Annotated in this window: 24 protein-coding genes; 13 read left to right on the top strand and 11 right to left on the bottom strand. The window is 72.0% G+C overall.

Features of this window, described 5'->3' with window-relative positions; genetic code table 11:
• Positions 1 to 11 precede the first annotated feature (11 nt).
• The 4 genes from AAG827_RS08940 to AAG827_RS08925 are packed head-to-tail and all read left to right on the top strand — an operon-like array spanning position 12 to position 4,501.
• Complete coding sequence (locus tag AAG827_RS08940) at positions 12 to 1,232, top strand: allantoate amidohydrolase (protein ID WP_341925577.1); 1,221 nt, start codon at positions 12 to 14, stop codon at positions 1,230 to 1,232.
• Entirely contained in the window at positions 1,229 to 2,584 is a 1,356-nt protein-coding gene (locus tag AAG827_RS08935) for a formimidoylglutamate deiminase (protein WP_341925576.1), read from the top strand. Before AAG827_RS08940 ends, AAG827_RS08935 begins: the two co-directional genes overlap by 4 nt.
• Positions 2,585 to 2,603: 19 nt before the next feature.
• On the top strand, positions 2,604 to 3,749 hold the full coding sequence (hutI, locus tag AAG827_RS08930; RefSeq protein WP_341925575.1) for an imidazolonepropionase: 1,146 nt from the start codon (positions 2,604 to 2,606) through the stop codon (positions 3,747 to 3,749).
• Complete coding sequence (locus AAG827_RS08925) at positions 3,746 to 4,501, top strand: CDP-diacylglycerol O-phosphatidyltransferase (protein ID WP_341925573.1); 756 nt, start codon at positions 3,746 to 3,748, stop codon at positions 4,499 to 4,501. The genes hutI and AAG827_RS08925 overlap by 4 nt, the downstream gene beginning before the upstream one ends.
• Here AAG827_RS08925 and AAG827_RS08920 read toward each other — a convergent pair.
• The gene (locus tag AAG827_RS08920) at positions 4,495 to 5,928 is read right to left on the bottom strand and encodes a M1 family metallopeptidase (protein WP_341925571.1); all 1,434 of its coding nucleotides are present in this window, start codon (positions 5,926 to 5,928) and stop codon (positions 4,495 to 4,497) included. The two genes, AAG827_RS08925 and AAG827_RS08920, sit on opposite strands and share 7 nt — an antisense overlap.
• A 38-nt stretch (positions 5,929 to 5,966) precedes the next feature.
• Here AAG827_RS08920 and AAG827_RS08915 point away from each other — a divergent pair, with 38 nt between their 5' ends.
• On the top strand, positions 5,967 to 6,827 hold the full coding sequence (locus AAG827_RS08915; protein WP_341925570.1) for a sucrase ferredoxin: 861 nt from the start codon (positions 5,967 to 5,969) through the stop codon (positions 6,825 to 6,827).
• Positions 6,824 to 7,663, top strand: a complete 840-nt coding sequence (locus AAG827_RS08910; protein ID WP_341925569.1) for a hypothetical protein — start codon at positions 6,824 to 6,826, stop codon at positions 7,661 to 7,663. Before AAG827_RS08915 ends, AAG827_RS08910 begins: the two co-directional genes overlap by 4 nt.
• Positions 7,664 to 7,667: 4 nt before the next feature.
• Here AAG827_RS08910 and AAG827_RS08905 read toward each other — a convergent pair whose 3' ends face one another.
• Genes AAG827_RS08905 through AAG827_RS08895 form a run of 3 tightly spaced genes read right to left on the bottom strand, consistent with a single transcriptional unit; the run spans position 7,668 to position 9,206 of the window.
• Positions 7,668 to 8,108 carry a hypothetical protein gene (locus AAG827_RS08905; RefSeq protein ID WP_341925568.1) on the bottom strand — a complete coding sequence of 147 codons (441 nt, stop codon included), beginning with the start codon at positions 8,106 to 8,108 and terminating at the stop codon, positions 7,668 to 7,670.
• The gene (locus tag AAG827_RS08900; RefSeq protein WP_341925567.1) at positions 8,095 to 8,928 is read right to left on the bottom strand and encodes a hypothetical protein; all 834 of its coding nucleotides are present in this window, start codon (positions 8,926 to 8,928) and stop codon (positions 8,095 to 8,097) included. The genes AAG827_RS08905 and AAG827_RS08900 overlap by 14 nt, the downstream gene beginning before the upstream one ends.
• Complete coding sequence (locus AAG827_RS08895; protein WP_341925565.1) at positions 8,925 to 9,206, bottom strand: hypothetical protein; 282 nt, start codon at positions 9,204 to 9,206, stop codon at positions 8,925 to 8,927. The genes AAG827_RS08900 and AAG827_RS08895 overlap by 4 nt, the downstream gene beginning before the upstream one ends.
• An 88-nt stretch (positions 9,207 to 9,294) precedes the next feature.
• On the opposite strand from AAG827_RS08895, the gene AAG827_RS08890 reads away from it, so the two are divergent.
• On the top strand, positions 9,295 to 9,651 hold the full coding sequence (locus tag AAG827_RS08890) for a zinc ribbon domain-containing protein YjdM (RefSeq protein ID WP_341925564.1): 357 nt from the start codon (positions 9,295 to 9,297) through the stop codon (positions 9,649 to 9,651).
• Positions 9,652 to 9,689: 38 nt separating this feature from the next.
• Here the strand turns inward: AAG827_RS08890 and AAG827_RS08885 are convergent, their stop codons facing one another.
• Genes AAG827_RS08885 through AAG827_RS08865 form a run of 5 tightly spaced genes read right to left on the bottom strand, consistent with a single transcriptional unit; the run spans position 9,690 to position 14,810 of the window.
• The gene (locus AAG827_RS08885; protein ID WP_341925563.1) at positions 9,690 to 10,757 is read right to left on the bottom strand and encodes a diacylglycerol kinase; all 1,068 of its coding nucleotides are present in this window, start codon (positions 10,755 to 10,757) and stop codon (positions 9,690 to 9,692) included.
• Between the two features lie 10 nt (positions 10,758 to 10,767).
• Positions 10,768 to 11,925: a sulfotransferase gene (locus AAG827_RS08880; RefSeq protein ID WP_341925562.1), complete on the bottom strand. Its 1,158-nt coding sequence runs from the start codon at positions 11,923 to 11,925 to the stop codon at positions 10,768 to 10,770.
• A complete protein-coding gene (locus AAG827_RS08875; protein ID WP_341925561.1) occupies positions 11,918 to 12,769 on the bottom strand; it encodes an SDR family oxidoreductase in 852 nt (283 codons plus the stop codon). The genes AAG827_RS08880 and AAG827_RS08875 overlap by 8 nt, the downstream gene beginning before the upstream one ends.
• Positions 12,766 to 13,935 carry a hypothetical protein gene (locus tag AAG827_RS08870; protein ID WP_341925560.1) on the bottom strand — a complete coding sequence of 390 codons (1,170 nt, stop codon included), beginning with the start codon at positions 13,933 to 13,935 and terminating at the stop codon, positions 12,766 to 12,768. Before AAG827_RS08870 ends, AAG827_RS08875 begins: the two co-directional genes overlap by 4 nt.
• On the bottom strand, positions 13,932 to 14,810 hold the full coding sequence (locus AAG827_RS08865) for a TIGR03619 family F420-dependent LLM class oxidoreductase (protein WP_341925558.1): 879 nt from the start codon (positions 14,808 to 14,810) through the stop codon (positions 13,932 to 13,934). Before AAG827_RS08865 ends, AAG827_RS08870 begins: the two co-directional genes overlap by 4 nt.
• 71 nt (positions 14,811 to 14,881) lie before the next feature.
• On the opposite strand from AAG827_RS08865, the gene AAG827_RS08860 reads away from it, so the two are divergent.
• The 3 genes from AAG827_RS08860 (at position 14,882) to AAG827_RS08850 (ending at position 16,482) form a co-directional block, all read left to right on the top strand.
• On the top strand, positions 14,882 to 15,316 hold the full coding sequence (locus tag AAG827_RS08860) for a nuclear transport factor 2 family protein (protein WP_341925557.1): 435 nt from the start codon (positions 14,882 to 14,884) through the stop codon (positions 15,314 to 15,316).
• 1 nt (position 15,317) lies between these two features.
• Positions 15,318 to 15,812 carry a nitroreductase family deazaflavin-dependent oxidoreductase gene (locus tag AAG827_RS08855; protein ID WP_341925556.1) on the top strand — a complete coding sequence of 165 codons (495 nt, stop codon included), beginning with the start codon at positions 15,318 to 15,320 and terminating at the stop codon, positions 15,810 to 15,812.
• 88 nt (positions 15,813 to 15,900) lie between these two features.
• Positions 15,901 to 16,482 (top strand): hypothetical protein, encoded by a 582-nt coding sequence (locus AAG827_RS08850; RefSeq protein ID WP_341925555.1) that lies wholly within the window; start codon positions 15,901 to 15,903, stop codon positions 16,480 to 16,482.
• A gap of 21 nt (positions 16,483 to 16,503) precedes the next feature.
• Here the strand turns inward: AAG827_RS08850 and AAG827_RS08845 are convergent, their stop codons facing one another.
• A complete protein-coding gene (locus AAG827_RS08845) occupies positions 16,504 to 17,448 on the bottom strand; it encodes an EamA family transporter (protein WP_341925553.1) in 945 nt (314 codons plus the stop codon).
• 39 nt (positions 17,449 to 17,487) lie between these two features.
• On the opposite strand from AAG827_RS08845, the gene AAG827_RS08840 reads away from it, so the two are divergent.
• Together AAG827_RS08840 and AAG827_RS08835 are read left to right on the top strand one after the other, a co-directional pair.
• A complete protein-coding gene (locus AAG827_RS08840) occupies positions 17,488 to 17,985 on the top strand; it encodes a MarR family transcriptional regulator (RefSeq protein ID WP_341925551.1) in 498 nt (165 codons plus the stop codon).
• 13 nt (positions 17,986 to 17,998) lie between these two features.
• Entirely contained in the window at positions 17,999 to 18,583 is a 585-nt protein-coding gene (locus AAG827_RS08835) for a hypothetical protein (RefSeq protein ID WP_341925550.1), read from the top strand.
• On the opposite strand, the gene AAG827_RS08830 is transcribed toward AAG827_RS08835, so the two are convergent.
• Complete coding sequence (locus tag AAG827_RS08830) at positions 18,570 to 19,415, bottom strand: aldo/keto reductase (protein WP_341925549.1); 846 nt, start codon at positions 19,413 to 19,415, stop codon at positions 18,570 to 18,572. The two genes, AAG827_RS08835 and AAG827_RS08830, sit on opposite strands and share 14 nt — an antisense overlap.
• Before the next feature lie 46 nt (positions 19,416 to 19,461).
• Between AAG827_RS08830 and AAG827_RS08825 the strand changes: the two genes are divergently transcribed.
• The gene (locus AAG827_RS08825; protein WP_341925548.1) at positions 19,462 to 19,902 is read left to right on the top strand and encodes an NUDIX domain-containing protein; all 441 of its coding nucleotides are present in this window, start codon (positions 19,462 to 19,464) and stop codon (positions 19,900 to 19,902) included.
• The last annotated feature ends 17 nt before the right edge of the window (positions 19,903 to 19,919 follow it).

The raw sequence follows: 19,919 nt of genomic DNA, 5'->3' as shown, positions 1-19,919 counted from the left end.
TGGGTCGCACCATGACTGACGACTTCGAGCGGATGTGGGCCGACCTGGCCCCGATCGGTCGCTCAGCCGCGTCCGGTGGCTACTTCCGTCAGCCCTTCCTCGGAGCCGAGACCGAGCTGCGCGCGTGGTTCGTCGAGCAGGCTGTCGCCCGGGGGCTCGCGGTCGAGGTCGACGGCGTCGGCAACGTCGTCGCGTGGTGGGACCCGGTCGGCGTCGACGCGGCCTCCCCGGCCCTGCTGACCGGCTCGCACCTCGACTCGGTGCTCGACGGTGGGGCCTACGACGGACCGCTCGGCGTCGTCTCCGCACTCGCGGCGCTCGACCTGCTGCGCTCGCGCGGTGTGCTGCCGCAGCGGCGGATCGGGGTGTCGGTCTTCGCCGAGGAGGAGGGCTCGCGCTTCGGGCTGGCCTGCCTGGGCTCGCGGCTCGCCACCGGCGCGCTGTCGTGGGCCGACGCGCAGGAGCTGCGCGACCGGGACGGGGTGTTCCTCGGCGACGCGTTGGCGTCGGTCGGCCTGCCCGGCGCCGCTGAGGGAGGGCTGCTCGACCTGTCGGGCGTGGGGACCTTCGTGGAGCTGCACGTCGAGCAGGGCCGCGACCTGGTCGACCGGGGTGCCGCGGTCGGGGTGGCCAGCGAGATCTGGCCGCACGGCCGCTACCGTTTCGACCTCACCGGCGAGGCCAACCACGCCGGCACCACGCGCATGGAGGACCGGGCCGACCCCATGCTCACCTATGCCATGACGGCCCTCGCCGCCAACAAGCAGGCCCGGCTGTCGGGGTCCCGCGCGACCTTCGGCCGGATCGAGGTCGAGCCCAACGGCACCAACGCCGTGCCCTCGCGGGTCACCGCGTGGCTCGACGCGCGCTGCGCCTCCGACGCGGACCTGGCCGACCTCGTGGCCGCCGTGACCCGGCAGGCGAGCGAGCGGGCCGAGCGCGACGGGACCGCGCTGGTCGTCACCGCCGAGTCGGTGTCGGCGTCGGTGGCCTTCGACGCGACACTGGCCACCGCGGTCGCGGCCGACCACGCCGGCGGCGACTGGCCGGTCATCCCGACCCAGGCCGGTCACGACGCCGGCATCCTCTCGGCCGCCGGCATCCCCACCGCGATGCTCTTCGTGCGCAACCCGAGCGGCGTCTCGCACTCCCCGGCCGAGTCCGCCGAGCTCCCCGACTGCCTCGTGGGCGTCTCGGCGCTCGCGGACACGCTCGAGCGGCTGGCGCGATGACCCCCGTGATGACCCCCGCGATGACCGCCTCGGCGGGCTCGTCGTACGTCCTGGAGCGGGCGTGGGTCGACGGCGCCGTGCACGACGACGTGCTGGTGGTGATCGAGGACGGCCGGTTCACCCAGGTCGTGCCCGGATCCAGGCTCAGCGCCCTCGCCGGCGCCGCGCCGACCCTCCCCGGTCTCACCCTGCCCGGCCTCGCCAACGGTCACAGCCACGCGTTCCACCGGGCGCTGCGCGGGCGGACCCAACGGCACCGGGGGACGTTCTGGACGTGGCGCGAGCAGATGTACGAGGTGGCGGAGGCGCTGGACCCCGACAGCTACCACGCGCTGGCACGGGCGGTCTTCGCCGAGATGGTGGCCGCGGGGATCACGACCGTGGGCGAGTTCCACTACCTGCACCACCAGCCCGACGGCACGCCGTACGACGACCCCAACGCGATGGGCCATGCGCTGGTCGCGGCGGCCAAGGACGTCGGGATCCGGATCGCGCTGCTCGACACCTGCTACCTCAGCAGCGGCTTCGGCGAGCCGGTCCAGGGCGTGCAGCGGCGCTACTCCGACGGTGACGCCGAGCGCTGGGCGCAGCGCATGGCGGCGCTGCGACCCGACGACGCCACCGTGGTCGGTGCCGCCATCCACTCGGTGCGCGCGGTGCCCGACGAGCACCTCGCGACCGTCGTCGAGGCCGCGGCCGGTCGGCCGTTGCACGTGCACCTCTCGGAGCAGACGGCCGAGAACGACGCCTGCATCGCGGCCTACGGCGCCACGCCGACCCAGCTCCTCGCCGACCACGGCGTGCTGGGGCCGCTGACCAGCGCGGTGCACGCCACGCACCTGATGGAGGACGACCTCACCCACCTCGGCAGCACCCGCACCTACGCGTGCTTCTGCCCCACGACCGAGCGCGACCTCGGCGACGGGGTGGGCCCCAGCCGGCACCTCTACGACGCCGGCAGCCCGCTGACGCTCGGCTCCGACAGCCATGCGGTGATCGACCTCTTCGAGGAGATGCGCGCGGTCGAGATGGACGAGCGGCTGGCCACCCGCAGCCGCGGTCACTGGACCGCGCACGAGCTGCTCGACGCGGCGACCGTCCACGGCCACGCCAGCCTCGGCTTCCCCGATGCAGGCACGATCGCGGTCGGTCAGCGGGCCGACCTCGTGACCCTCGACACCGCCAGCCCGCGCACCGCCGGCACCGGTGCCGACGCCCACACGGCCGTCTTCGCCGCAACCGCGGCCGACATCACGCATGTCGTGGTCGACGGACGCGTCGTCTTCCAGCAGGGTGATCGCGAGCAGGTCGGTCGCGACCTCGCCGTCGTGATCGAGAGGCTGTGGGCGTGAGGCAGGTGAGGAGGGCGTGGTGACGAGCACGCTCCTGACCAACATCGGCGAGCTCACGACCCACGACCCCGCCGGCGCCGAGGTGCTCCACCAGGCGGCGCTGGTCGTCGAGGGCGCCCGCGTCGCGTGGGTCGGCCACCTGGCCGACGCCCCCGCCGCCGACGCCCAGGTGGACCTCGCCGGCCGCGCGGTCGTGCCGGGCTTCGTCGACAGCCACAGCCACCTGGTCTTCGCCGGCGACCGTGCCGACGAGTTCGCCGCCCGCATGGCGGGGCAGGCCTACGCCGCCGGCGGCATCCGCACCACCGTCGCCGCCACCCGCGGCGCCAGCGACGAGCAGCTCACCGCCCGCGTCGGGAGCCTCGTGGCCGAGATGCGCCGTCAGGGCACCACGACCGTCGAGATCAAGAGCGGCTACGGCCTGAGCGTCCACGACGAGGCACGCAGCCTGGCCGTGGCGCGCCAGTTCACCGAGGAGACGACCTTCCTGGGCGCCCACGTCGTGCCCGCGGGCACCGCCGTGGAGGACTACGTCGCCCTGGTCACCGGGCCGATGCTCGAGGCCGCCGCGCCGCACGCCCGCTGGATCGACGTCTTCTGCGAGGAGGGCGCCTTCGACGGCGACCAGGCCCGCACGGTGCTGGAGGCGGGCCGCGCGGCCGGCCTGCTGCCCCGCCTGCACGCCAACCAGCTCACCGCAGGGCCCGGCGTACGCCTCGCAGCGGAGCTGGGCCTGCACGCCGTCGACCACTGCACCCACCTGAGCGCCGCCGACGTCGACGCCCTGCGCGACTCGGGCACGATCGCGACGCTGCTGCCGGGCGTGGAGTTCTCCACCCGGCAGCCCTACCCCGACGCCCGGGCGCTCCTCGACGCCGGCGCGCGGGTCGCGATCGCCAGCGACTGCAACCCCGGCTCGTGCTTTACCTCCTCGATCCCGTTCTGCATCGCCCTGGCGGTCCGGGAGATGGGGATGACACCGGCCGAGGCGTTGCGCGCCGCCACGGCGACCGGTGCGGCCGCCCTCGGTCGCGACGACGTCGGCGTCCTCGCCCCCGGCAAGCGCGCCGACCTCGTCGTCCTCGACGCCCCCAGCCACGTCCACCTCGCCTACCGCCCCGGCACGCCGATCGTCGCCCAGACCTGGGTCGGAGGCCGCCCATGACCACCACGCCCGCACCACCGCACACCCCGCCCCACAGCCGGGCCCAGTGGCTCGCTGCGGCGGCCGTGCACACCTACACCGCGACCGGCTCCGTGCTGGCGCTGCTGATGGTCCACTACTCCTACCGCGGCGACGTCGACACCGTGCTGTGGCTCTTCTTCGCCGCGATGTTCGTCGACGGCACCGACGGGATGCTCGCGCGACGCTTCCGGGTCAAGGAGCTGGTGCCCGGCTTCGACGGGGCGCTGCTCGACAACATCGTCGACTACATGACCTACGTGCTCGCGCCGATGGCGCTGCTGTGGGCCAACGGCTACCTGCCCGGTGGCACCTTCGGCGGCATCGTCGCCGCGGTGCCGCTGATGGCCTCGTGCGTGCAGTTCTGCCGCACCGACGCCAAGCCGGTCGTCGAGGGCGAGCACTTCTTCCTGGGCTTCCCCAGCTATTGGAACGTCCTGGCGTTCTACGTCATCGCCACCGGGATGGGCACGACCTCGACCGCGGTCGCGATCCTCGTCTGCACGGTGCTGGTCTTCGTCCCGATCCGCTACGTCTACCCCTCGCGCACCGAGGCGCTGTGGCAGCTGACCTTCGTGCTGACCGCGCTGTGGTTCGTCTCCTACGCCGTGATCGTCGCCCAGCTGCCCGACCCCAACGCGCTCGTCGTCGCCGGGTCGGTCGGCTACCTCGTCTACTACGTCGCCCTGAGCCTCTGGCTCACGCTGCGGCAGGCCAAGCCGACGGCTCAGTAGCCGGTCGGCCGACCGTCCAGCTCGAGCCAGTCGGCGAAGAGCCCGTCGAGCTGCTCGCCGGAGACCTGCTCGGCGAGGCTCACGAGCTGAGAGGTGCTGACGTTGGCCTGGCGGTGCACGGTCGCCCACCGCTTGATGAAGCGGAAGAAGTCGGTGTCGCCGATGCGCTCGCGCAGCGCGTGCAGGGTCATCGCGCCGCGGTTGTAGACCGGCTCGCCGAAGAGGTCGGCGGAGCTGGTGAACTCCGTGGGCGCGGGGTGCCACAGGTCCTGGTCGGCCGGGGTGGCATAGAGGGCGTCGAAGCGCTCGGCCGGCGACTTCCCGCCGTGCGCACCCTCCCAGAGCCACTCGGCGTAGGTCGCGAAGCCCTCGGCCAGCCAGATGTCGTGCCAGTCGCGCAGCGTGACGGAGTTGCCGTACCACTGGTGCGCGGTCTCGTGCACCAGCGTCGCCGCATCGACGGAGAACGGGTAGAACGGCCGCGTCTGGGTCTCCAACGCATAGCCGACGGACGCGTTGTCGACGACCATCCCGCCGGACGTCATCGGGTAGGCGCCGAAGAGCCTCTCCTGGAAGCGCATCACCTTCGGCAGCAGCGCGCGTGCGGCGGTCGTGTCGTCGGTCGTGCGGTCGACGAAGCTCCACAGCGGGATCGTGCGGCCGGTGATCGACTCGACCGAGGATCGGTAGACGTTGAAGGAGCCGATCGCCACCATCGCGAGGTAGGTCGACATGCGGTCGCGCGCCTGCCAGGTCCACGTCATGCGGAGGCCGCGGCGCTCCCGCGAGACGAGGTTGCCGTTGGCCGTCGCCTGCACCGTGTTGGGCACGTCGATGCGGAAGGTGTAGCGCGCCTTGTCCGCCGGGGTGTTGTTGGAGGGGATCCAGGTCATCGTGCCGACCGGCTCGCCGAGCGCGACCGCGCCGTCGACGGTGCGGACCCAGCCCTCCTGGGACCCGTCGGCGTCGGTGTAGTCCGACGGGGTGCCGGAGTAGGCCACGGTCGTGACGAAGCGGCCCTCGGCGAGTGGCTTGCGGGGGGTGACGATCAGGTGCTCGGCCGTGCGCCGCCACCGCGCCGGGACGCCGCCGACCGTGACCGAGTCGATCGTCATGCCGACGAAGTCGAGCCGGAAGGAGCGCAGCGGGGTCCTCGCGACCGCCCGGATCGCGGTCGACGCCTCGAGGCGGTTGCTCACCGGCTCGTAGCGCAGCCCCACGTCGTAGTGCCGCACGTCGTAGCCGGTGTGGCCCTGGCGCGGGAAGAGCGTGTCGGGCTTGGCCCGGGCCGCAGCCGCAGCCGCGGGGGTCGACGGGGCAGCGTCCGCGACGCGGGCGCCGGCGGTGGGCACTGCCGGTCCGGCGAGCCCGAGGACCAGCGGGAGGACGAGGGTCGGGAGCAGGGGGCGGAACGCCAGTCGGGGCACCCGATCGACTCTAGTGCGCGGTCTGGTCGAATGTCGGGGTGGACACCAGGTGCGCGGCTCTCAGCCTCGCCGCCGCCGAGCCGCTGGCCGGCACGGCCCCGACCGACACCGACTGGCTCCTCGTCGAGCACCCCGGCTCCTGGGGTCGCAAGGCCGTCGCCGAGAGCGCGCTGCCCGACGAGGTGCGCGCGCACCTGCTCGGCCTCGAGGGCGTCCGGGTGCAGCTGATCCGCCGGCACGGTCGCGAGACCGACCCGTCGCCGCAGGTGCGGGTCTTCACGGCCTCGCTCGGCGGCGCCCCCGGCGAGCAGCCCGTCGTCCGCACCGCGCTGCTCGACGACGTCGGGGACCTGCTGACGCTGGACACGGCCGGCGGCACCGACCTCACGGCGTACGACGGACCGCTGTGGCTGGTCTGCACCAACGGTCGCCGCGACGTGTGCTGCGCCGAGCTCGGGCGACCCGTCGCCGCCGCACTCGCCGCGCGGTGGCCCGAGGCCACGTGGGAGACCACCCACCTCGGCGGACACCGCTTCTCCGGGACCCTCCTCGCGCTGCCCTCCGGGCTGACCCTGGGCCGTCTCGACGCGGAGTCGGCGGTCAGGGCGTGCGAGGAGGTCGAGGCGGGGCGGGTGCCGGTCCTGCTCACCCGCGGCCGGGCCGGGCGCAGCGGCGCCGAGCAGGTCGCCGAGCTCCACCTGCGGGGTGACCTCGCCTTCGCCGACGTGACGGTGCTCGGGCACGACGGCGACACCATCTCGCTGCGCGCCGACGGTGAGCCGTGGCAGGTCGTCGTGGAGGAGACCCGCGGCGAGCCGCGGCGCCAGTCCTGCGCCGACGACAAGCTCAAGGCTGCCCCGGTGTACGTCGTGAGCGCGGCGGGTAGAAGCCCGGCGTGACCCACGACGCCAGCCCCTCCACCACCCCGATCGCCGGCCACGACGCGGGGGAGGGATGGCACTTCACGCCCCGACGTCACTACCTCCTCGCGGGGGCGTGCCTGCTCCTCGCGGCGATCCTGCTCCTGGCCGGTGTCAGCGCGCTGCGCGAGGGCAACGTGCTCGCCTTCGTGCTCGTGGCGCTCTTCGCCTTCGCGATCGGGGCCATCCCCTTCGGCCGCACGCGCAAGCGGTTGCCGCCCCGGCCCTACGACGGCCCGGAGGGTCGCGGCCTCCTGCTGCCCGTCCACCCGATGAAGCTCACCTCGATGGCCGGCTTCTTCCTGATCGGCCTCCTGCTGCTGCTCGCGCCGGTGATGGCGGTCGACGAGGCGCCCGACGATGCGGGCGCGGGTCGCCTCGTGCTGGCGGTCGTGCTGTCGCTCTTCGCCTTCGCGACCGGGGTGTTCTTCATGCTGGCGGTCTGGGGCGGCATCCGCAGCCGGATGACGCCCGACAAGGGCATCGTGCTCACGCCCGACCAGGTCGTGCTGCGCACCCAGGCCGAGCCGATGTCCTTCGCGTGGGACGACCTCCGCGCCGTGCGACCGCACTGGAACCGCTTCCGTCCGCCCAGTGACCTCTTCCGGTCGGCGGAGGACCCCATCCACAACTGGCTGTCCTTTGAGGTCGAGGGCGGTCGCTACGAGGGGACCAACGTGCTGGCCGGCATGTCCGGCTCGGGCCACCCGACCATGGACGCCGAGAAGCTGGCGGTCGACCCCGACGAGGTGCTGCGGCTGTGTCGTCACTACCTGGCCCACCCCGCCGAGCGGACGGGCCTCGCGTCGCGCTGACCACCTAGGCCGCGACCTGGCTGAGGTCGACGGTCTCGGCGATCGCCTCGAAGACGTCGCACCAGTCCCAGTAGTCCTCGCGGGCGACCGAGCAGGTCAAGGTGAGGCCGAGGGTGCCGACCAGCCAGGCCCACTGCTCGCTGACGATGTCGGCCGCGCCCAGGCGGTGGGCGAAGCGGCGGTAGACGACGTCGTGGCCCATCAGGTCGAAGGCGTCCTCGTCCTCCACGTCGAGGTCGTCGAGACGCCCGGCCAGCTCACGCAGGGCGTCGTCGCGCCAGGCACCCAGCTCCTGGTCGACCCGGGTGCACGCGAGCACCAGCTCGGGACGCACCCCGCTGTCGGGCAGGACAGGAGAACGGGCGCTGACCAGCACGCCGTGGTCGGGGTCGGAGCGGCGCGGCCAGCGGGGCGGCACCACGATGCCGAGGTCACCGCGGGCCATCGGGCACCTCCCAGGGGATCGGGATGGCCGGTGGCACGGGAGTGGTGGGCGACGTGGCCGGCGACCAGTCGTCGTCGGTCGGTGCGACGAGCGTGAGGTCGACCGGGCGACGGGCGCGCGGTGGCCGGGTCAGGACGCCGGCCGCGGTTGCTCCAGCAGCAGCCACGACGGCTGCCATCGGGGGTGCGCCCTGGTCCGCGGCGTCGGGAGGGTCGGGTGGGGGTGGCGGGTCGACCGGGTCGGGCCGGACCGGCTCGCCGGGATCGGGGAGGGGCGGGGCCGGTGGAGCCGCCGCGGCCGGTGGGGGAGGGGTCGCTCCGGGGAGCGGAGCCACGACCGGGACCGGTGCGGTGCCGGCGTGCTCGGCGAGGGCCGCCTGCCAGTCGTGGTGGGCCTGGTGCTCGACCTGGCGGGCCAGGTGCAGGGTCTCCTCGACGAGCGCGAAGGTGCGCCGCTGCCCGTCGTCGGCGTAAGGGCCGGGGCGCAGGATCTCCTCGCCCTCGACGACGAGGTGCCGGCGGGCGAGGTCCCGGGTGCGACGCAGCGCGAGCCGGACCCGGTCGAGGCTCGTGCCGAACGCCGCCAGGGCCACCGCCAGCTCGCGGCACGCCGACCCGCAGTGCTGCGCCTTGCCATGCAGGCGTCCGGCGCTGAGCCGGTAGGCCTCGGCCGACCACCCCGCGAAGTCATCGGACGACGAGGTGGCCTGGGTCGCGACGAAGCCACGAGCGTCCTCGACCGCGGCGGCCAGGCTGTCGAGACGCTCCGCGGTGCGCCAGCAGGACTCGGGGTCGCCCTCGAAGGACGTGCTCAGGGTCATGACGTCGCTCCTGGGAGCAGCCGGTCGAGCGCGCCGCCGACGCCGCCGTCGACGCCGGAGGAGGTGGTGACGAAGACGTCGAGGGCGTCACCGAGGTGGCGCAGGCCGTCGGCCACCGCAGTCGTCTCGGCGAGCACCCGCTCGAGACCCTCCTGGGTGGCGCAGCCGGAGCGGCCGGTGTCGGGCAGGGGGACCTGGAGCCGGTCGTCGACGTCCAGGCCGTGGCGGATGAGGTCGCGGCTCGCGTGCCGCAGGGCGCGGGGATTGACGGTGAACATGACCGGAGGCTGCTCGGTGCGCGGGGGCACGCAAACCGGGCCTTGCCGCGCCTGTGGAGGGCCGCCCGGGCAGCCCTAGGGTGGGCGCATGACCGAGACCGCAGCCCCGACCTGCCCGGAGTGCTCGAGCGAGCACACCTACGAGCTGGGTGGGCTCACGGTCTGCTCGATGTGCGCCTTCGAGTGGTCCGCCGAGGACCTCTCCGCGGACGAGGTCGACGCCCCGCGGGTGGTCAAGGACTCGGCCGGCAACGTGCTCGCCGACGGCGACACGGTCGTGGTGGTGAAGGACCTCAAGGTCAAGGGCAGCCCGACCTCGATCAAGGTCGGCACGAAGGTCCGCAACATCCGCCTCGTCGACGGTGTCGGCGACCACGACATCGACTGCAAGGTCGACGGCTTCGGCGCGATGCAGCTCAAGTCGAGCGTCGTGAAGAAGGCGTAGGGGCCGGCACACGACCCGCACGCGCCCGCCCGCCACGGTCAGCGGATCGTGCCCACCCCTGGCACCAGCGGCAGGTCGAGGGCGGTGACCCAGCCGGCGGGCAGGTCGTTGACGGCCGGCACGGCGTTGAGCGCGCGCAGGCCGGTGGCGAGGCACCCGGCGACGGCGGGGGAGCGGCCCGAGCCGTCGGTGAAGCGGAACGACGTCTCCTGGCTGATCGAGGGCGAGCCGGTGATGTCGACGCGGTAGACGTCGTCCTGCGAGCCGGCCGGCCACTCCGGCGCGGCGTCCAGCCCGATCCGGTTGACGTGCTCGAGCGAGATCACCTCGCGGCCCTGGAAGATCCCGTTGATGGTGAAGCGGATCGCCGCGACGTTGCCGGCCTCGATGACGCCCTTCGCGGTCGTCCGGTCCGTCGGCGTCACCCACTTCTCCCAGGTGGTGGTGATGTCGTCGAGCTCGATGCCGACGGCGTGCGCGATCATCGGCACCGTCGCGCCCCACGCCATGATCAGCAGGTCGGGGATCTCCAGCAGCGGGGTGAACTCCGGCGGCCGGCCGATGCCCATCTCGTCCTCGTAGTCACCCTCGTAGTCGGTGTAGTCGAGCAGCTCCGACGCGCGGACCGACGTGACCTCGCCGCACAGGCCCATCAGGGTCAGCGGGAAGAGGTCGTTGGCGAAGCCGGGGTCGATGCCGGTGGTGAAGCACGACGCACCACCCTCCTCGCACGCCTGCGTGATCGGGTCGATCCAGGCGGCGGGGTTCTGCTTCATCCCCGGCCACACCCACGGCGTCATGGCGGTCGAGCAGACGTCGATGCCCGCGCGGAGGAAGGCGCTCATGACGCGGATGTTGTCGTCGGCGTGCTGCGCCGTCGGGCCGTAGTGCACCAGCGCGTCCGGGCGCAGCGCGACGAGCTCGTCCACCGAGTCCGTGGCGAGCACCCCCGTCTCCGCGATCCCGCACAGCTCGCCGGCGTCCTTGCCGACCTTGGCCGGGTTGCTCACCCCGACCCCGACCAGCTCGAACGCCGGGCTCCTCATGATCTCGGCGATCACCATGGTGCCGACGACACCGGTGCCCCAGACGACGACGCGCTTCATGTGGTGGTCCCTATCGGTCGAAGGCGGCGTGGACCTGGGCCTCGGTGAGGCCGTAGTCCGCGAGGTCGTAGCGGTGCGAGGGCTTGGCGGAGCCCGACTTGGACTCGCGGTCGATGTCGGTGATCGCGGCCTCTGCCTCGGGCGTCCAGTCCATCCCGAACTGCTCGTAGATGCCCCGCATCGTCGCGACCGGCTCCGAGACGAGGTCGCGGAAGGCGACGTCGGCGAACTGCGCCTGGTCGTAGGCCGGCCGCGCGTCGTGGAAGGCGTGGAACGAGCGCGACCAGAGGTCGAGCTGGGTCTGGCCGATGACGTCACCGACGTACGTCGTGGAGTGGCCGGCGGTCGTCTCGGCGGACAGCGAGCACGACGAGGCGATGCACACCACGGGGTCGCGGTGGGTGTAGACCACCAGCGCGTCGGGATAGACCGTCATGAGCGCGTCGAGCGCGGTCATGTGCGAGGGGTTCTTGAGCACCCAGCGCTTCTCGGGGTCGTTGAGCCCGATCAGCTGGAGGTTCTGCTTGTGGCGGGCGTAGGCGTCGGTCCAGTCCTGCTGCGCCAGCCACGCCGTGTAGCGCGGCACGTTGGCCAGCGACTCGTAGGAGTTGGACTTGCCGGTCTGGCGCAGCAGCCGCCAGCACTCCTCGACCGAGGTGGCGTCCATGTAGTGGATCCCCATGAACTCGGGGGACTCGACGTGGTGCGCGGAGAAGGCCTGCTGCATGGCGTTGAAGATCGGGTCGCTCTCCCAGGTGTCGCGCGGCGGTCGCGGCTGGGGGAACTGGGTGATCCACATCTCGAGGCCCTGCGCGACGGGGTCGGCGTGCAGCAGTCGGTGCAGCGCCGTGGTGCCCGTGCGCGGCAGGCCCATCACGAAGACCGGACGCTCGATCGCGACGTCGGCGTGCTCGGGCCGCTCGTTGAACTTCGCCTGGGTGAGCAGGCGACCCACGATCGCGCTCTTGACCTCCGAGCGCTGGAAGTAGTTGCCCAGCGGGGTCAGACCGGCCTCCGGTGAGGACAGGTCCTCGACCAGCGTGCGCAGGCCCTCCTCGTGGGAGTCGCCGCCGGTGTCGGTCATGCCCGTCGTGCGCGTGGCGGCGGCCGCGATGTCGTCGTAGGACCCGACGTCCGGCCGGGTCCTTGCCATGACGTTGTCAGTCATGGAACTCCCCGCAGTCGACCGTGAGCATCTGCCCCGTCACCGCGGAGGCCAGGTCGCTGGCGAGGAAGAGCGTCGCGCGGGCGACCTCCTCCGACGACGCGAGCCGCTTGAGGTCGGTGGGCGCGGCCTTCTCGGCGTAGACGTCCTCGTGGGTCTTCTCCTCGACGGCCGCGAGGAAGTCGAAGTAGCCGCGGTTGACGTCTTCATAGATGTACGACGGCGCGACGCTGTTGACGCGGATCCCGCGCGGGCCCAGCTCGGTCGCGAGCGACGAGGCGAGGTGCTCCAGCGCTCCCTTGGACAGCTTGTAGCCGGCGAACTCGGGCTGGGAGGAGAACGCGACGCAGGAGTTGAGCATGATGATCGAGCCCTTGCTCTCGGCCAGCGCGTCGGCGAAGAGCGCCGAGAGCCGCAGCGGGGCGAAGACGTTGGTCTCGTTGACCTTGGCGAGCTTGCGCGGGCTGATCTGGGTGATCGGGTCCATCGGCGGGATGGTGAACGCGTTGTTGATGACGCAGTCGACGCGACCGAAGGCCTCGAGGGACTTGTCGCGCAGGTTGACCCGGGAGTCCTCGTCGGTGACGTCGGTGACCACGCTGACGACCTTGCCGCCGTGGCCCTCGAGCTCGGCCTGGAGTGCGAGGAGGCGGGACTCGGTGCGGCTCGCGATCACCAGGTCGGCGCCCATCCGGGCCGCCTCCTCGGCGAGCGAGCGGCCGAGGCCCGGGCCGATGCCGGAGATGACGACCACCTTGCCCTGGAGCAGGGGGACGGGGGTGTAGCGCTCCTCGATCGAGGTGTCGTGCGCGGCCGCGAGTCCGAGTGCGGGGGAGTCCTGGCTCAACTGATCATCCTTCGGGCAACGGAGCGCTGGCGCGCGGCGATCCGCGCGGCGTACTCCTCGGTGGTGAGGGCGGTGAGGTGCGGGAGCAGGTCGGGCACGTCGGTGACCTTGACGACCTGGATCGTGGGGCCGTCGTCGGCCGAGAGGTCCCGCTCGAGGCGCTGCCAGCGCAGCATCATCGAGCCGGTGCGGTGCCCCGTCGTCTCGAGCCAGTTGGCGATCGGGGCGCCGTCGGCCGGAGGCCGCTCGGAGACGACGAAGCGCATGACGCCGTCGGGGTCGGTGTCGGCCTGGGCCTTGGTGAGCGAGGTCTGGTGGGTCTCGTAGTCGGTCGAGGCATACCAGTCCGACCCGATCTGGATCGCCTGGTAGGCGCAGTCGTCGCAGCGCGGCACCGAGACGATCATCGCCTCGTCCTCGGCCAGCTCGTAGTGACCGATGGAGGAGCGTTGGGAGGCGAGCCCGCCCGGCGTCGACTGCGGGGCGGTCAGGGTGTTGACCGGCTCCTTGTACTGAAAGAACTGGGGGAAGGCGAACCACGTCTGGATGCTGCCGACCAGGCTGCGGGCGGCCACCTCGTACTTCTTGCGGAGCAGGTCCTCGGTGAGGGCGCGCGCCGGCTTGCCGAGGGTGTCGGTGCGCTCGATGGTGAGCAGCCCGCGCTCCTCGGTGTCCCAGTCGTTGAAGACCTCGCGCACGATGAGGGTCTTGGCGCCGGGCTCGGCGACGTAGGTGAACTCGAAGGTCCCGTCGTCGGCGACGTCGAGCTCGCGGTCGTCGAAGGCCATCAACGACGTGGCGGCGGACGTGGCGCTGTAGGAGCCGCCCATGACCTGGAAGGACAGGTCCGCGCTGGACCCGCGACGCCCGCGCACGACGTACTCGACGCCCTCGCGGAGGTAGGCGTTGAAGTAGATGGCGTCGGGGTTGTCGAGCCCCTGGCGGGAGAACTGGTGGGTCGGGTTGATGAGCAACGGCCGGTCGAGGTCGTGGTCGAAGGCCATCTGCATCGCCATCCGGATGCGCCCGGAGAGGTAGTCGTAGCCCTCGAGCCGGTCGGTCTCGGTGCGGATGAATGGCGCGTTGGCGACCAGCTCCTCGGCCTCCGCGATCGCGTCCTGCAGCACCTGGGTGAGCCCCAGGCTGCCCTGGGCCGAGCCGGTCATCCGTTGACCTTGTGGATGATGCTGTGGGCGTACTGCTCGATCGCGTCGATCTTCTTCTCGAGCGGCTCGGTGTCCGGGCCCATGATGTAAGGCACCCGGAAGCCGACGATGCAGTCGGTGACGCCCTTGTCCTCGAGGCGCTTGATGCCGTCGACGTCGTAGGCGTCGTAGGAGATGACGTGCACCTCGAAGTCGTCGCGGGTGTCGCCCTCCTCCTTGCGGATCTCGGCGAGGCGGGTCAGGAGCCGGTCGAGCTCCTCGCCGTCGCCGCCGGCGTGCATCCAGCCGTCGCCCTTGAGGACCGCGCGGCGCAGCGCCGCGTCGGCGTGACCGCCCACCAGGAGCGGGATCTTCTCGGTCGCGCCGGGGCACTGCTTGAGCTCGTCGACCTGGTAGAAGTCGCCGTCGTAGGCGAAGTACTCACCCATGGTGAGCCCGCGCAGGATGTCCATGCACTCGTCCATGCGCTTGCCGCGCTTGGCCCAGTCGACGCCGAGGTTGGCGAAGTCCTCGGGCCACGGCGAGAGGCCGACGCCGAGGCCGAGGCGGTTGCCGGAGAGGAAGGCCAGCGACGAGGCCTGCTTGGCGACCAGCACCGGCGGGCGGACCGGCAGCTTGAGCACGAACGGCGTCAGGCGCAGCGTCGTGGTGTGCGCGAAGAGGTGCGCGCAGAGCACCATCGTCTCGATGAACTCCTTGCCGTCGAGGAAGGCCCGGTCCCCGGTGTCGGTGTAGGGGTACTTGGAGTCCGACTCCTTGGGATAGATCAGGCTGTCGGCCACGGTCATGCTCGTGTAGCCGGCGGCCTCCGCGGCCTGCGCGAGCGGGGCGTAGTAGTGCGCCTGGGTCATCGCCTCGGCGTAGGTGAATCGCATCTCTCCTGCTTTCCGGTTATTGAGCCTGTCGAAATATAGAACGTGTTCCAGTTTTGTGCCAGAGTTCACACGTGGACCTCCAGATGCTGAGCGACCGGGCCGAGATCTCCGACGTGCTGACCCGCTACACCCGCGCCATCGACACCGGGGAGTGGGACGTGCTGGACACCGTGTTCACCCCGGACGCGCAGATCGACTACACCGAGTCGGGCGGCATCGCGGCGTCGTACGAGGAGGTCAAGCCGTGGCTGGCCGAGATGCTCCCGGCGTTCTTCCCCAAGCGGATGCACACCCTGGGCCAGCTCGACATCTCCCTCGACGCCGGGGACCCGGACGCCGCGACCTGCTCGGCGTACTTCCACAACCCGATGCCCATGGACGACGGGACGGGCGGGGAGAAGATCGTCGAGCTGGGCGGGATCTACCACCACACGCTGGTCCGCACCGCGGACGGTTGGCGCAGCCGGCACCTGCACGAGCAGGTCGTGTGGAAGCGTGGCCTCTGACATGACGATGACCCCGGAGCAGCTCGAGAAGCGCAAGAAGGCGTTGGCGAGCCCGGCGACGGTGAAGGTCATCAAGTACATGGCCAAGGCCCAGGTGAAGGTCTTCACGCTCACCGGTGGACGGATCGGCAGCAAGTGGCGCATCGGCGCGGGCTTCCGCAAGCCGGTGCCGACGCTGCTCCTGGACCATGTCGGCCGCAAGTCGGGGACGCGCTTCCGCACGCCGCTGCTCTACCTGCTCGACGGTCCCGACGTCGTGGTCGTCGCCTCGCAGGGCGGGTTGCCGAAGAACCCGCAGTGGTATCCCAACCTGGTCGCCTCGCCCGACACGACCGTGCAGATCCGCACGGAGAAGCGCGCGGTGCGCGCGCACACGGCCTCGCCCGAGGAGCGTGCGCGGCTGTGGCCGCTGCTCGTGGAGCTCTACGCCGACTTCGAGGTCTACCAGGAGTGCACCGACCGGGAGATCCCGGTCGTGGTCCTCGAGCCCCGCTGACGCCCGGCCCTGGGGGCTGGCGTTTGGTCTGCTTGGCTGCGTCGCCGACAATGGCCCCGACGTACGCCGAGCCAGGGAGAGACCGCACGTGGCCGAGGAAGACACCGACCGTCCCGCCGGAGCCGACGGACACCCCGTCCTGTCGGGGGTCGTCGCGCTGGTGGCCGTCGCGCTGACCGTGGGGCTGATCCTCGGTGGTGGCGCCCTGGCGGCCAGCCGGGTGCTCGGCATCGGGGGCTCCGAGGAGGCGACCTCGGGCTCGACCGCGCAGGAGACGATGTTCCTGCCGCCGGTGGAGCCCACCAACCGCGACTCGGACCCGCTGATCACGTTGGCGCCCGACCCCGAGGGCTCGGTCAGCCAGTTCCCCAGCCAGGAGCCGTCCGAGGAGGAGCCGGAGTCCGGGATCTCGCTGCAGTCCGGGCAGACCGCGGTGGGGGCGATGGAGCGCATCGACCTGACCGGTGTCTATCCCGGCGGTGAGGGCGCGATCCTCCAGGTGCAGCAGTTCGAGAACGGCGCGTGGGGCGACTTCCCCGTGACCGCCCTGGTGACCAACGAGACCTTCTCGACCTACATCCAGACCGGCAAGCCCGGTGAGAACCGCTTCCGCGTGGTCGACACCGACAACGACGAGATCTCCAACGAGGTCACGGTGACGATCGGCTGACGTCGGCCCACCGGCGCCGCCCTATCCGCGTCGCGCCCCGGCCCCGACGAGCTCGCGGGGAGTGGTGGGTGGGACGCCGGCGGTGCGTCGGGTCGCCCGGCGACGTCGTACGGCGACCGCCACGGCGGGCTGTCCTGCGACGACACCGCCGAGGACCAGCGCCATGCCGAGGGCCTGCGACCAGCCGAAGAGCTCGCCCGCGAACGCGACGCCCAGCAGGGTGCCGACCACGGGGTTGAGCAGGCCGATGAGGGAGACCGCCCCGGCGGGCATGCGCGTGAGCCCGTGGAACCAGCAGGTGTAGGCCAGGATCGTGCCGACCACGCCGAGCCACAGGAAGCCGGCGGCGGCGGGCAGGTCGATCGCGGGCGGGGCGCCCTCGACCGCCAGGGCGACCGGGACGAGGACCAGGCCTCCGGCGACGAGCTGCCAGGACACGAGCGTGACCATGTCGACCGGCGGCTCCCAGCGCTTGAGGAGCACGAAGCCCAGCGCGGTCACGGCGACCGAGCCGAAGGCGGCGAGCAGGCCCACGGTCGAGACCTGGCCGGGTGAGCGGAGCACCAGCAGCCCGACGCCGAGGACCCCGACGAGGGCGGCCGCGATCCGCGCGGCACCGGGGCGCTCGCGCAGCAGCCGCCAGGCGACGGCCATGACCGCGAGCGGCATGGTCGCCTGCAGGGTCGCGGCCAGCCCGCCGGGCAGCTCGTAGGCGGCCAGGAAGATGAGCGGGAAGAACAGGCCGATGTTGAGCACCCCGAGCACGGCGGAGCGCCACCACCAGTCGCCCTGGGGGAGTCGACGGCGGTAGGCCAGCAGCAGGAGACCGGCCGGCAGTGCGCGCACCACGGCGGCGAAGAGCGGGCGGTCGGGCGGCAGCAGCTGCTCAGTGACGACGTACGTCGAACCCCACGCGATCGGCGCGACGGCGGTGATCGCCGCAGTGCGCCACGAGATACTTTCCATGGAAACAAGAATAGTTTCCACGTGGGATATATTCCGCGCATGGAGCGCGACCTGGATCACGTCGGCCGGATCATGGGCCAGTGGGCGGTGGAGCGCCCCGACCTGGACGTCGCGCCCCAGGGGATCATCGGGCGCCTGACCCGGATCGCGCAGCACCTCGACGAGGAGCTCACCGTGGTCTACCGGTCGTTCGGCCTGGGGGAGGGTGAGTTCGACGTCCTGGCCACCCTGCGGCGCACCGGGGAGCCCTTCGAGCTGACGCCCGGTGCGCTGGCGGCCTCGACGATGGTCTCGTCGGGAGCGGTGACCAAGCGGGTCGACCGGTGCCTGGAGAAGGGCTGGGTGACGCGGCGCGTCAGCGAGCTCGACGGCCGCGGACGCGTCGTGGCCCTGACCCCGGCGGGCCGCACGCTCATCGACGAGGCCTTCGAGGCCCACATGGCCAACGAGCACCGGCTGGTCGAGGGCCTCGGCGACCTAGGGCGGTCGCGACTCGCCCACCTGCTCGAGACCTGGGGACGCACTCTCGACGCGTGAGACATTCGCAGGCATGAGACTGCGTGCCCTGGTCCTCGGGTCCCTGCTCGTCGCCGTGCTGGCCGGGTGCGGGGACGAGCCGCCCACGGATCGGCCGGAGGCCGACCCGACCGCCGCCTCGCCGTCGGCCTCGACCGCCCCCGGGACACCGCTGGAGGTCCGGGCCGTGATCGCCACCAGCGAGGCGCCGGCGCCGGACTCGCTGGTGAAGCAGCAGTTCGACGGGCTCGACTGCGACGCACCGCCGGTGACCCTGGGCGCCGAGCAGCAGGGCGCTGCCTGCGACGACCGAGGCACGAAGTACAGCCTCGGGCCGGCCGTGGTCGTCGGCGGTGTCGAGGACGCTCAGGCCGGCATCGCGACGGGCTCGGACGTCTGGGTCGTCACGGTGGACTTCGAGACCGGTGCCAGCGAGTCGCTGGGCGACCTGTCCTCCGAGCTGGCTGCCACGGGTGGCCGGCTCGCGCTGGTGGCCGCAGGCGTGGTGATCAGCGCCCCCACGGTGGAGACGCCGATCACCGACGGCCGTCTGCAGCTGGCCGGCGCCTTCGACGAGGAGTCGGCGACCGCCCTGGCCGAGAGCCTCAGCCGGGGATGAAGTCGAACGTGTCGGGGTGCGGGCCGGTGCGGCCCTCCTCGCCACGGTCGAGCGCGGTGATGGCGGCGACCTCGTCGACGGTGAGGGTGAAGTCGAAGATGTCGAAGTTCTCCCGCATCCGCTCCTCGCGCATCGACTTGGGGAAGATGATGTCGCCCCGCTCGAGGTGCCAGCGCAGCGTCACCTGCGAGGCGGTCTTGCCGTGGGCGGCGGCGATCTTGTCGATCACCTCGTCGTCGAGCACCGCACCCTGGGCGATCGGGGACCAGGCCTCGACCTCGACGCCGTGCCGGATCGACGCGGCGCGGGCCGCCTCGTTCGTCAGGTAGGGGTGGACCTCGATCTGGTTGACGGCCGGCAGCACGCCGGTCTCCTCCACGATGCGGTCGAGGTGGGCCGGCTCGAAGTTGGAGACGCCGACGGAGCGGGCCCGCCCGTCCTTCGTGAGCTCGGCCATGGCCTTCCAGGTGGAGACGTAGTCGCCGTCGTACTTGGTGGGCAGCGGCCAGTGGATCAGGAAGAGGTCCACGTGGTCGAGGCCGAGCTTGGCCAGCGACTCGTCGAAGCTGCGGCGCACGTCGTCGGGGGCGTGGAAGCCGTTGTTGAGCTTGGTCGTGACGTAGAGCTCGTCGCGCGCGATGCCGGAGGACGTCAGCGCCTCGCCGACGCCCTCCTCGTTCTGGTACATCTGCGCGGTGTCGATGTGGCGGTAGCCGACCTCGAGCGCGGTGCGCACGGTGGCGGCGGTCTCCTCGGGCGGGACCTGGTAGGTGCCGAAGCCGAGCTGGGGGATGGTCGTGTGGTCGTTGAGCGTGATCGTGGAAACGGTCATGGGGGCATAGCGACGGCGCCCAGGTGGTCTATTCCATGATGGGGCGATGGAGTACACCGACTACGACACACGTCTGGCCGCCTACGCCGTCATCGTCGACGACCAGGACCGGGTCCTGCTCGCGCTGTGGAACGAGGCCGACGAGAAGAAGTGGACGCTGCCCGGGGGTGGGGTGGACTTCGACGAGTCGGCCGAGGACGGCGCGGTGCGCGAGGTGCGGGAGGAGACCGGCTACGACGCGCGGCTCGGTCGCCTGCTCGGCGTGCACAGCTACACCATCCCGGTCTCGCGGCGCCTGGCCGACACCGACCGGCCGATGAAGGCGGTGCGCGTCGTCTACGAGGGCTCCGTCGTGGGTGGCGAGCTCACCCAGGAGGTCGACGGCAGCACCGACGAGGCGCGCTGGTGGCCGCTCGCCGAGGTGGCGCGGCTGCCCCGCGTCGGGCTCGTCGACATCGCGCTCGACCTCTGGCGGGCGGCTACCTGAGCGGGGCTACCTGAGCG

Source organism: Nocardioides psychrotolerans (assembly GCF_943371775.1).
In the GTDB taxonomy this organism is placed as follows: domain Bacteria; phylum Actinomycetota; class Actinomycetes; order Propionibacteriales; family Nocardioidaceae; genus Nocardioides; species Nocardioides psychrotolerans_A.
Note: the sequence above shows the minus strand (reverse complement) of the source record. Positions and strands in the feature narration are given on the sequence as shown.

What these genes read in the sequence shown, in the direction of transcription:
- AAG827_RS08940 (WP_341925577.1), top strand. Translation starts at nt 12, where the DNA reads ATGACTGACGACTTCGAGCGGATGTGGGCCGACCTGGCCCCGATCGGT.
- AAG827_RS08935 (WP_341925576.1), top strand. Translation starts at nt 1,229, where the DNA reads ATGACCCCCGTGATGACCCCCGCGATGACCGCCTCGGCGGGCTCGTCG.
- AAG827_RS08925 (WP_341925573.1), top strand. Translation starts at nt 3,746, where the DNA reads ATGACCACCACGCCCGCACCACCGCACACCCCGCCCCACAGCCGGGCC.
- AAG827_RS08905 (WP_341925568.1), bottom strand. Translation starts at nt 8,108, where the DNA reads ATGGCCCGCGGTGACCTCGGCATCGTGGTGCCGCCCCGCTGGCCGCGC.
- AAG827_RS08900 (WP_341925567.1), bottom strand. Translation starts at nt 8,928, where the DNA reads ATGACCCTGAGCACGTCCTTCGAGGGCGACCCCGAGTCCTGCTGGCGC.
- AAG827_RS08895 (WP_341925565.1), bottom strand. Translation starts at nt 9,206, where the DNA reads ATGTTCACCGTCAATCCCCGCGCCCTGCGGCACGCGAGCCGCGACCTC.
- AAG827_RS08890 (WP_341925564.1), top strand. Translation starts at nt 9,295, where the DNA reads ATGACCGAGACCGCAGCCCCGACCTGCCCGGAGTGCTCGAGCGAGCAC.
- AAG827_RS08885 (WP_341925563.1), bottom strand. Translation starts at nt 10,757, where the DNA reads ATGAAGCGCGTCGTCGTCTGGGGCACCGGTGTCGTCGGCACCATGGTG.
- AAG827_RS08880 (WP_341925562.1), bottom strand. Translation starts at nt 11,925, where the DNA reads ATGACTGACAACGTCATGGCAAGGACCCGGCCGGACGTCGGGTCCTAC.
- AAG827_RS08870 (WP_341925560.1), bottom strand. Translation starts at nt 13,935, where the DNA reads ATGACCGGCTCGGCCCAGGGCAGCCTGGGGCTCACCCAGGTGCTGCAG.
- AAG827_RS08865 (WP_341925558.1), bottom strand. Translation starts at nt 14,810, where the DNA reads ATGCGATTCACCTACGCCGAGGCGATGACCCAGGCGCACTACTACGCC.
- AAG827_RS08855 (WP_341925556.1), top strand. Translation starts at nt 15,318, where the DNA reads ATGACGATGACCCCGGAGCAGCTCGAGAAGCGCAAGAAGGCGTTGGCG.
- AAG827_RS08845 (WP_341925553.1), bottom strand. Translation starts at nt 17,448, where the DNA reads ATGGAAAGTATCTCGTGGCGCACTGCGGCGATCACCGCCGTCGCGCCG.
- AAG827_RS08840 (WP_341925551.1), top strand. Translation starts at nt 17,488, where the DNA reads ATGGAGCGCGACCTGGATCACGTCGGCCGGATCATGGGCCAGTGGGCG.
- AAG827_RS08835 (WP_341925550.1), top strand. Translation starts at nt 17,999, where the DNA reads ATGAGACTGCGTGCCCTGGTCCTCGGGTCCCTGCTCGTCGCCGTGCTG.
- AAG827_RS08830 (WP_341925549.1), bottom strand. Translation starts at nt 19,415, where the DNA reads ATGACCGTTTCCACGATCACGCTCAACGACCACACGACCATCCCCCAG.
- AAG827_RS08825 (WP_341925548.1), top strand. Translation starts at nt 19,462, where the DNA reads ATGGAGTACACCGACTACGACACACGTCTGGCCGCCTACGCCGTCATC.